Annotated in this window: 8 protein-coding genes; 2 read left to right on the forward strand and 6 right to left on the reverse strand. The window is 57.1% G+C overall.

Annotation, left to right across the window (positions count from 1 at the left end; genetic code table 11):
* The first annotated feature begins 751 nt into the window (after positions 1-751).
* Complete coding sequence (locus tag AC5RVZ_RS32065; protein WP_494069637.1) at positions 752-2,041, forward strand: MFS transporter; 1,290 nt, start codon at positions 752-754, stop codon at positions 2,039-2,041.
* A 394-nt stretch (positions 2,042-2,435) separates the two neighbouring features.
* On the opposite strand, the gene AC5RVZ_RS32070 is transcribed toward AC5RVZ_RS32065, so the two are convergent.
* Positions 2,436-2,639, reverse strand: coding sequence for an isocitrate/isopropylmalate family dehydrogenase (locus AC5RVZ_RS32070; RefSeq protein WP_494069644.1), 204 nt, complete (start codon positions 2,637-2,639; stop codon positions 2,436-2,438).
* Positions 2,640-2,997: 358 nt separating this feature from the next.
* On the opposite strand from AC5RVZ_RS32070, the gene AC5RVZ_RS32075 reads away from it, so the two are divergent.
* Entirely contained in the window at positions 2,998-3,126 is a 129-nt protein-coding gene (locus AC5RVZ_RS32075; protein ID WP_494069638.1) for a hypothetical protein, read from the forward strand.
* A 460-nt stretch (positions 3,127-3,586) separates the two neighbouring features.
* On the opposite strand, the gene AC5RVZ_RS32080 is transcribed toward AC5RVZ_RS32075, so the two are convergent.
* The 5 genes from AC5RVZ_RS32080 to AC5RVZ_RS32100 form a co-directional block, all read right to left on the reverse strand.
* Positions 3,587-4,093: a DoxX family protein gene (locus tag AC5RVZ_RS32080; RefSeq protein ID WP_494069639.1), complete on the reverse strand. Its 507-nt coding sequence runs from the start codon at positions 4,091-4,093 to the stop codon at positions 3,587-3,589.
* A complete protein-coding gene (locus AC5RVZ_RS32085) occupies positions 4,093-5,769 on the reverse strand; it encodes an FAD-dependent monooxygenase (protein WP_494069640.1) in 1,677 nt (558 codons plus the stop codon). The genes AC5RVZ_RS32080 and AC5RVZ_RS32085 overlap by 1 nt, the downstream gene beginning before the upstream one ends.
* Positions 5,770-5,901: 132 nt before the next feature.
* A complete protein-coding gene (locus AC5RVZ_RS32090) occupies positions 5,902-6,942 on the reverse strand; it encodes an ABC transporter substrate-binding protein (protein ID WP_494069641.1) in 1,041 nt (346 codons plus the stop codon).
* A gap of 126 nt (positions 6,943-7,068) precedes the next feature.
* Positions 7,069-8,190, reverse strand: coding sequence for an ABC transporter ATP-binding protein (locus AC5RVZ_RS32095; RefSeq protein ID WP_494069642.1), 1,122 nt, complete (start codon positions 8,188-8,190; stop codon positions 7,069-7,071).
* Positions 8,187-9,713, reverse strand: a complete 1,527-nt coding sequence (locus AC5RVZ_RS32100) for an ABC transporter permease (protein ID WP_494069643.1) — start codon at positions 9,711-9,713, stop codon at positions 8,187-8,189. Before AC5RVZ_RS32100 ends, AC5RVZ_RS32095 begins: the two co-directional genes overlap by 4 nt.
* Positions 9,714-10,166 lie beyond the last annotated feature (453 nt).

Here is a 10,166-nt window from a genome sequence, read left to right on the forward strand (position 1 = left end):
CGTGCAACTCTCGAAGTCATCATTTTCCTTTCCTCACCAGAACACTGACACCAATATTTGCACACATAACGGTTCTGTCAACCCGTTATTCGAAAAATTGCGCACCCTTGTCTCATGAGTGTCCACCGAGGAGTTCGAGGACGCGGGGTTGGAGAGGTTGTGCTTACCCGGTTCGCGTAGCCATGCAGCCGCCTGACCCGCCTGCACAACCTTTCAGGATCCCTTGACAATAGGCTTGGGCGGCGGTGATATAGTCAATAATCGACGTCCTTGCTTCGATATGTAGCATCACTTGGCGACTGGAATGCTTGCCTGCGATTCACGAGCTTTCTCGTTGCGAGAGGAGTTCCGTGAGACCACGCACTAGGCACCCGCCTGTTCGACTGGATCGTCAACATCGGTGCGTATAACTCTGTTTGTTCCTGAAGATAAAGGCCGCTCCAGCGTCAAGGCGGCCGGTTCGCATCGACTGTCCTGGGGTTCTCGGTTATCAAGTCCTGATGCACCTTGGAAGCGGCTTACCCCCCTGCCCGGCACTACCACGCAATACCTCGACGTGCGGCATCGCCTTCGTGCGAAGGGTGTAATGCCGAGTCGAGCGCCACTAGATAGTTGCAAAACGTCAGCATTCGCTCTGTCCGTATCACCATCCATCTCTACATACGGATGATCTGCCCTCGGCCATTCAGGTTCTCGTATAACCATCGACACCGCTGTTGCTCCGGATCGACATAGCCTAGGACCGCAAAAAATGACCAAGGCAAGTTCTCCATCCACCACCGAAGTTCCTCTTGGAGCCTCAGCACCGCGGACGGCCGCGCAGCTGCAGCGGCGAGTGCTGGTTGTGCTGGTGTTGATGCAGGTTATCGGCACTGTCGGTGTCGGAATCGCCCCATCGATCGGGGTGTTATTGGCAGAGGAAGTAACCGATAATGAAGCTTGGGCCGGTCTCGCGCGTACCGCAAGCACCCTGGGCGCTGCTCTCCTGGGCTTGCCATTGGGGAATGTCGCTGCCCGTTTCGGCCGACGATTCGCGTTGGCCAGCGGATGGTGGGCCGCTGCCGGCGGCAGTAGCATCCTCGTAATCGCAGCCCAAGGCAACCTGGTCGTTCCGCTCTTCATCGGTTTACTGCTGATTGGAGCAGGCTCAGCGGTGAGTCTTCAGGCTCGGTTTGCCGCAGCGGACCTGGCCGAACCGCATCGAAAGGGCAGATCGATTGCTTTGATCGTTTGGCTCGGAACGATCGGATCGGTACTCGGCCCGAACTTGGGCGTGCCCGGTGAGATGATCGGCAGCGTAACGGGGCTGAACGTGTATGCCGGTGCTTTCCTCATCGCTGCCGTGTGCCTCGGGCTGGCTGGGCTGATCGTTTTTGTCTGGCTGCGTCCCGACCCGCTCCTACTTCTGCAACAGGCAACAGCGATACCCACGGCGCAAACGGGGAAGAAACCGAGAAGGATCCAACGGATCCTAGCTGAGCTGAAATTGAACCGGGCTGCACGCTATGCCGTTATCGCGATCCTCACGGCACAGATCGTCATGGTCACCATCATGACTATGACTCCGGTTCACATTGCCCACCGTGGCGGTACGATCACGACGGTGGGCATCACCATTAGCCTCCACATCGCCGGAATGTACGCCCTGTCACCAGTGGTAGGCTTCCTCGCCGACCGCTGTGGCCACAGGTTGACGATCAGTATAGGAATAGTCATTTTCCTAATCTCGCTCACCATTGGGGCTCTTAAGTCGGACGACACCGGGGGGATCATTGCTTCCCTTGTCCTTCTTGGCGTGGGCTGGTCGTTTGTGAATGTCGCTGCCTCTGCACTCTTCAGTACCGTCATCTCTCACGAGACCCGCGCATCATCTCAAGGAGGTGTAGACGCCCTCTCAAACCTGTGCGGCGCGACGGCAGCCTTCGCCGCGGGACCGCTCTTGGTTACGACCGGCTTCTCGATTCTGTCGCTCCTCGTAATCGCCGTCCTCATACCGCTGGTCGTCCTCACAGTGAGTCGCAACAGTACCCGCCACATATAAGGGCGGCCTGCTTTCACCGAGACCGAAGATTCCACACACTATCCCCGCTTTGCGCCAGGAACCGAGCAGCTCACCTGGTCCGCGGCGCAGCGGTCCGCTCACCGTCCGCCGCACCGCAACCGCGGCGTCGTGGTGGTGGTGGTGGTGGTTCAGTTGAGGCTGAGAACCCCCAAACGGTCCAGGACCTACCGACGAGCACCCTTCTGCTTTCGCTGTTCCACCAATATCCCGTGTGCGAACCGGGGTCTCGGCGAGAACGCCGAAAGCCGCGTTGAGCACATCGGCACTAACTTCAGGGTGGCCAAGGTTTTCAAGCATCATGGCGGTTGATCAGATGCTACCGAGCGGATTAGCTATGCCCTGCCCAGCGATGTCTGGCGAACCAGGTACGGGTTCATACATGGACGGGAATTCGCGTTCCAGGGTTAGAGTTGGCTGAGGGCACGATTCCGAGGCTTCCGGCAATGCCTGCCGCAAGATCGCAAAGGATATCGCCGAAGAATTTCGAGGCCATGATGACGTCGAATCGTGCCGGGTCTTTTGCTGTAGTCGGTTGAGGCTGCGGATGCTCTCGTCTGCCACGCCGAGGGGAATGGATTCCGACTACGGTGTTGTTGGGCGAGGGCCCACCGGCGCGTCAGCGTATCGTTGCTGCCAACCCGCAGGTTGGCCGGGGGCGGGTCCCGGGCCAGTTCGGCTCCGCAGCCGCCAGAAACTCTCGGCCAGGCCATGCCCGTACGGTTGGGTCATGGGCGCGGCGTCCACGCCCTCGGACGCACACAGCCTCGCCGTCGGCTCCTTGCCACAATGCCCCTCCTCCGGAGGTGCCGAGCAGGACAAACGGCCGTTGAAGGCTCCGGCATCCTTCAAAAGCGCACTGAGGGCAAGGAAGGCCCCCGCGCCCATGACGGCAATGACATTGTGTCCACAATCGTGGCGATCCCCGGGAGCCCATCATGCTCGGCTATGACCGCGACGATCCCTCCCTGGCCGTCACCCCCTACAATCTCGCTGAGCAATCCGGTGGCCCGTCCGTTCGCGCCGATCTGGGCCGCAAGAACGTGGCCGCCGAGCAGGTCCGCTAGAGCCTTCACCCTGCGCTCCTCCTCGAAGGCCGTCTCGGCCAAACCGTGGATGATACTTGAAGGGCCCAGCAGATCATCACGCAGTCCCTCAGTCGCTTCCTCCAGCCGCGACTGTGTCAACTCCCCTGCCCGGCGAACGGCGAGGTCAAAGATTCGGTCTCCCGGAGCTTGAGCTGGTTCCTTCTTCCAGTCGAGGCAGGCGGACGAGGATGAGATGGTTCGGTCGTCTGCGACGCCACGGATCACCCAGCCAGCCATTAAACGAGTCCTGTCAGAGCGCTGCAGAAGCGGCTCGACGTACTGAGGCCCAGCCCACTACCGTCGGTCCGGGCCGCCAAACTCCTGCAACCCCTGTAGCCGGCGTGTCGGACGTCTGCTCTCTCAGGACGGCCAGCCGGCGGCATGCTGGCTCGGCCGGCCAAGCGGCCTGTTGTAGCCGGGCAGAGCACTGTTGTAGAAACTACCTTGACACCGGCGCCTTGCTCCTGAAGAGAGCGAGGAATAGCCCGGCCAAAGCTACTCCGGCCAAAACGATAAGGATGGTAACGGGGGCGGGGGGCGTCCACACATCTAGGGTTTCGTCGAGACTGAGTTCGCCCGCCCCTCCGATGGCCACGACGCTACCGAGCCCAAGAAGCACGACGGGGAGTTCCCATGCTTGGACTGCCCCCGGGGGTCGATCACGTGGCGTAGTCAAGAGAATCACTGCCATCACCGATATCACCATCAGGGCCCCGAGTGACGTACCCAAGCCGAGAAGCACTAAGACAGCTGCAAGAACCTCCGTTCCCGCTGCGGCCATAGCGGCGAGTCTTGGTTGTTTCAACCGTCTTGAGGACATGACCTCTGTCGCGCCCGCGATTCCCCCTCCTCCAAACCATCCAAACAGCTTTTGCGTTCCGTGGCGGAACAGAATAAACGCCAAGAGCAGTCGAATGAGAAAGATGGCCCAATCGTGTTCAGTCATTAGACATGACTCTTCACTGATTGCTCATGCGACTCCGCCGTAGTCGAGCCGGCCGCGTTGTCACCGCACACATGCGACAACAGGGCTGCAGGGTCGGGAAGCGAGTTTCCATGCCATGCCACATGCTGATCGGGACGTACTAAAGTGAGCTCTTTCGTGTATAGTTCTTTGGCACGTTTATCAGTCAGAGGCACCACCTTGCAATCGACGCCGCGGTGCCGGGCCGCAGTAACGAGCCCCGATACATCCGCCTCCCCGTTTTTTACCAGGATGGTGAATTCGCTACCAAAGTGATCAAACAGGGAATCGTTTTCGCTGTCGAGCCAAACGTGGGGCGCGCGTGAGCCGGGCCGGTCTGACGGCACGTAGCGGATGACGGCCTCTTCGAGCGGCGGCGTGCCATCATCGACCGTAATGGGAGAGTTGTTGTAGGCATATCCGAGGATAAGACCGAGCGCGTCGAATTGCCGGCGGCGTTTCGCCGTAACTTCTTCGCCCAACTCCTTCCGTACCCGTTCCCCTTGAGGAGTACGGTCCTCCATTAATGGCCACACGTACTTGGGCCCGCTATTTACCCAGTTGTAAACCGCTTCGTTGACAATTCGGTAATTAACTGGGCGTCGCTCGGCCTCGTAAGAGTCCAAGAGGTCCGGTCCGCCCCACCCGGACAGGACAGCTGCCAGTTTCCAAGCCAGGTCCACAGCATCATGAATTCCCTGGTTCATGCCGTAACCGCCCGACGGCGGGTGACAATGCGCCGCGTCACCGGCAAGGAAAACACGACCATTCCGATACTTGTTCGCGATAAACGTATTGGCCCACCAAGGCGAAATGGATTCGACCTCGAATTCAAAGTCCGTACCTACAGCTGCTCTGATGAGGGCATCGGCATCGATCTCATCGTCGGGGAACTTACCGTCTAGGTAGTCGGCTTGCATGGCCCAGAGGTCGTTGTTATCACGGCGGCCCAGTTGTCCGGTAACGTCCGGGTTCATGAACCAGTACATGTACGCCGGCCCCTTGTCATGGAGCTGGCTCAGAGTTGAACTTTTGAAAGTGATATTTGCATTTAGTGACAGGTCGAAGGCCTCGGTCTGTTGAATCCCAACCCGCTCGCGGACCACACTCCGCGTACCGTCGCAGCCCACGAGGAATTGTGCACTCAGTTCGCGGACGTCGCCGGTTTCCCTGTGGCGAGCACTAACCGTAACAGATTCGTCGGACTGCTTGACATCCTCGACCTTCCAGCCGAACAAAGAACTTACTGCCGGCAGGGTATCGAGTTTCTCTCGGAGGACTTCCTCGATCACCACCTGCGGGATCGCCTGGAAGTTTTCGGCGGCCACATCCTTCCGGCCAATACCATTCTTAGCGCCGCTTATCCGGCCGAGCAGGTTGCCAGTGAGTCGATCAACAAAGGCAATGTCGTCTGTCTTCATCACCGGAACCGGTGCTCGTCGCCGAACCTCTGAGGCGATCCCCCAGCGACGGAAATGCTCGAATGTTCTTGCGTTACAGCCCCCGGCCTTCCCTCGAGTCATGGAAGCAAGTTCCCGTTCGTCGATAACGAGTGCGTCGATACCACGCAATCCCAGTTCGACACCAAGGCTGACTCCGACGGGTCCTCCGCCGACAACGATCACCTGTGCGTCATACCGCGGGTCGGTGCTATGCATATCGCGTTTCCCCTTCCTTTCAAACGTGTTTGGGGCGCGGCGATCGCCTCCATGTCGGAGACGATCGCCGCGAAGATGCAATCCAGCTCAAACGCCCATCAAAATAGGCTACGAGCTATTCATTGCTACCGATCAGTTGAATATGTCGCCAAACAGTGCAAGCCTGCCCGGGAACTCATTCTTAATCTGGTCCATGGGCGGGAATGGCTTTCCGGCCATTTCCTCAAGAGTGGGTGTGTCCGCAGGCATGGGTGCGCCTTCCATCACACCGGGGTATAGCAGGTGTTCAGCAATAGCGGCTTGTCCCTCGTCCGAGAAAACGAACTCGATGAACAATTTTGCCGCATTGGGATTCGGGCTATCGACTAGCATCGCCATGGGCAGCGGCGCTGTGGCCGTTCCGTCACTGAGCCAGGCGATGTCGACAGGAGCACCGTCTTCCTTTGCAGCGATGGCGCCTCCATACGCCGTATTAAGTTGCATAGCTGATTCGCCGGTCGCGACTGACTGAATTGCGTTCGCGTTGCTGGGGAAAATGCTGGGATTAACTGTGGATTCAAAGTCACGCAACCAGTCTTCGTCGATGACATTGTTTGTCATCAGTGTGTTAAAGCTCTGAGAACTGGAGTTGCTGACGGACGGATCTCCGATAGCAATTTTTCCGTTCCATTGCTCATGCATGAGGTCACCCCATGTCTTTGGAATGTCTTCTTCCGGCACAAGCTTGGTGTTATAGAGCACGGGGTACACCTGTAAGAGGGGATTTACCCACTCCCCACCGGGACCGATCTCGCCTGCAGGAAGGTCCATGCCTTCCGGGACGATATCTCCGGTCAACCAGCCCCTTTCCGAGTACTTGCTAAGGTCAGTCACACCCGTCCAGAGAACGTCACCTTGGAAGCCCTGTGCGTTGTGCTCCCCCTCAAGGCGAGTGTCCGTATCCGATCCCCACATGACGGTGCCGGTGACTTCAACACCCGGATATGTTTCCTCGAACAATTCGAAGAACGGAGCAACCTCAGGACCGGCCATCCCATAGATGTTCAGCCCCCCTTCCTCCCGTGCGAGGTCATAAAGCTCCTTGGCGTCGGCGCCTAAGTTTGCTGCGGCGCCATCACCCGCGTTGTTTCCACAGGCCACGAGAGTCAGCGCAAGGAAGGAGGCTGATGCCACTCCTAGTGTCCTTGCCATGTTCCCTGGTTTAGCGAACATCTTTGTTCCCTTCTTTGTGTTTGATAGATGCACTAATATTTTGCTTTAGTAGAAATATCGGAGATGGATTGTCATTGCGGTGAGCGCTTATGGCGCGGACGGCTTCACAGTCATCGGTAGCGCAATAACAGATTCAGTATCTGCAAAAATGTCGATTTCATCCCCAAGATTTAGCTTAGAAGACTCCGAAATCCTGATCGGTACCGCGATTCTTCCAAAGTTATCTGTCGTCACAGCAACCTCGTTTTCTCCTCCCAACGGGATAATGTTAACGACTCTTCCCGTAGCCAATGAATTAGTAGATCCGTGCGCGTCCCCCTTCCTGGCCAATCGCAACGTCGCGCTTCGAATCATGACGTCGACGTCCTGACCGGCGGACAAGAACGTAGGGGAAGTACAAACAACTCGGCTTTGCGTACCCTCCAGAACAACCGCAGCCTCGCCGTTTCTCGCATCGGAGACACGCGCTGTCATATGAAGGTCGAAACCAACGAACTGTCCCACTTCCAAGGTTGTCGGCCGATTGAAAATCTCATCAGGAGTGCCGAACTGCAAGATACTCCCATCGAACATGACTCCAATTTTGTCGGCGATACCTCCTGCTTCTCCCTGGTCATGGGTGACGTGAAGGACGGTGGTCCCAAGCCTTTGATGGAGGGCACGTAATTCATGTCGCATATCAACCCGTAAGTGCTCATCGAGGTTCGACAACGGTTCGTCGAATAGCAGCAGACGCGGTTCCGCAACCAAGGCACGAGCAATCGCAATACGCTGCTGCTGGCCTCCCGAGAGCGACCCCGGGAACCTGCCCTTCAGGTGCTTCAGGCCAACTATGTCGAGGACCGAGTCGATTCGGCTGTTCATCGTGTCTTTGGGCGCCTTCGTACGCCGCAACGGGTACGCGATATTCGCACCGACACTCATATGGGGCCATAAAGCATAGTCCTGGAATACCATCCCAAGTTGACGCTTCTCAGGAGGAACAACAACTTGGGAGTCACTATCGAAGACCACTCTGTCTCCAATTTCGATCTGTCCCTTGGACGGGGTTTCCAAGCCAGCGATCGAGCGAAGAAAGGTTGTCTTACCACATCCGCTCGGCCCCAGCAAACAGACGACTTCCCCACTCGTTATATCGAGATCGAGGCCATCAAAAGCAGTGAAACTTCCAAATTTCTTTTGCAATCCTTTGACTCTTACCGTACTCATTCTGTTGAGACTCCTTGTGTTTGTGCACCTTTGCTGGTTTCCGTCCCTTGGATACTTGAGGTTAGTCGAGCAATAACTGCAGCGGCCAAGAGAATGCCGGCGGTAACTAGTCCAAGAACGACAAAGAAAAGGCAGAAGATAGCTGCCGCCATTGGTATCTGTCCGGTGTTGTAGAGCTGAAACGTCATGGTGGACACAGTTTCTGTGCCGGCCGAACTCATAATGAGGGGGACGTCCAGGACACCTGAAATTGACACCGCCACCAGGACAAAGGCAGCCAGCATGCTCCGCCACATAAGAGGGGCAGTGATTTGGAGGTACGCTTGGTACGCCTTGGCTCCCGATATACGGGCGGACTCCTCGAGGGACACTGACATTTGACCAATTGCCCCTTCCATGGCGCGCAATCCGAGCGGAACGGCGAATGTCACGAGGCCAATTAGCATTAACCATTGGGTCCCAAATAGGCGATCGACAATTGGAAAGCTTGTATACGTCCAAACCAGAGCCAAGCCGAGTACGATACCGGGCAATGCAGCAGGCATCCAAGAGACTACTCGAATGAAAGTCGCCCGAAAGCCAGAGAGCCTGGTAAAGGCGAGGGCAACCCCGAATGACAACACGACAGTCAGAATACCGCCGACAATTGAAACAAACAGTGTTGTTCCGATGGCAGACATAACGCTGGAATTGTCTATCGCTTCTTCGTAGTTAGAAAGGCTGTAATTTGCTACGCCGAAGAACGATTGAAAAGAGCCCAGGACCACCTGTATGCACGGAAGGACGATAGCAACGAGAAAAAATAGGACAACAGATGCGTTCACCAGGATGCGACCAGGTATGTTTAGCCGCCTGTAACTCGTTTGGGCTGCTTTGCCACTAACTGTCGTGTAGGAGCGTCGGCGAGTTAGTTGTGTTTGGAGCAGAACCAGAAGAACTACGATTGCCACGAGGAGCAGCGCCGCCGAGCTAGCCGATCCGTAGTCTGCACCAAACGGTGCCTGCAGGTATCCATAGATGTGCGTTGACATGACTTGAATACCTACCGGCATACCTATCATGGCGGGCGTATCGAATGCTGCCAGGCCGAGCACAAATGTAAAGATCGTCGTTGCCCCGATTGCTGGCAACAGGAGCGGAAGCTCGACTCCCAGCATGGCTCGGGTCGGTCTCGCACCCGAAACGCGGGCCGCTTCTTCGAGGCTTCGGCTTCGCTGATTAAACGGCCCGAGCAGAAGCAGGTAGGCTCCCGCACTCGCTTTCATTGCGGTGACGGTGATGAGGCCCCCGAACGACCTGACCGGCAAGGCCGGCACGATGTCACCGAGACCGACCGCTTGGGCAACCTGAGCGATAAATCCAGCATCCCCGCCTCCAATCATGACCCAGGACAGCGAATAGAAAGTGGTGGGAATAGCCAGTAGAAGTATCATCACCGGCGTGATAAAACGGCGTGTCCACACGTCGAACCTAGAGGCGACGATGGCGAACCAAATTCCAACGGTCAGGGCCAGGATGGTCACGCCTGACGCATACAGGAAGGAGGAACCAAGGGCACTCCACGTTCTGGCATCTGTTAGCGAATTAGCGACGCCATCGGATGTCCAGCCTTGGCTCTCCTCAAAGGGAGAAGTCGTTATGGCACCCTTGATGAGCATGATTACGGGAACAATAAAGACCCAAGCTAGAAGGGCCCACCCAACGACCTGAAGGATGGAAGGTCTCTTTCGCGTTCGGGCTTTCTTCGGGGCGGGCTTCTCCGGAAGTCCGCTGTCCGCGCCCAATGAATCGTCGGGCATGCCGCCTCTTGTAACCGTTATGGCCGAATTCGAATGACTCATAACCGGACTCCAACAGGGGCGATTTTTTTGAAACTTGCTTTGAACAGGTCGTTGGTCATTTCTTCGCCTCTGGTCTTTCCGCGCGCGTTAGCGCAGCTCGTTCTTGACGCTGTTGCGCAATGAGCCGATGCCCTC

The sequence above is a fragment of the Arthrobacter sp. Cza30 genome, assembly GCF_059090765.1.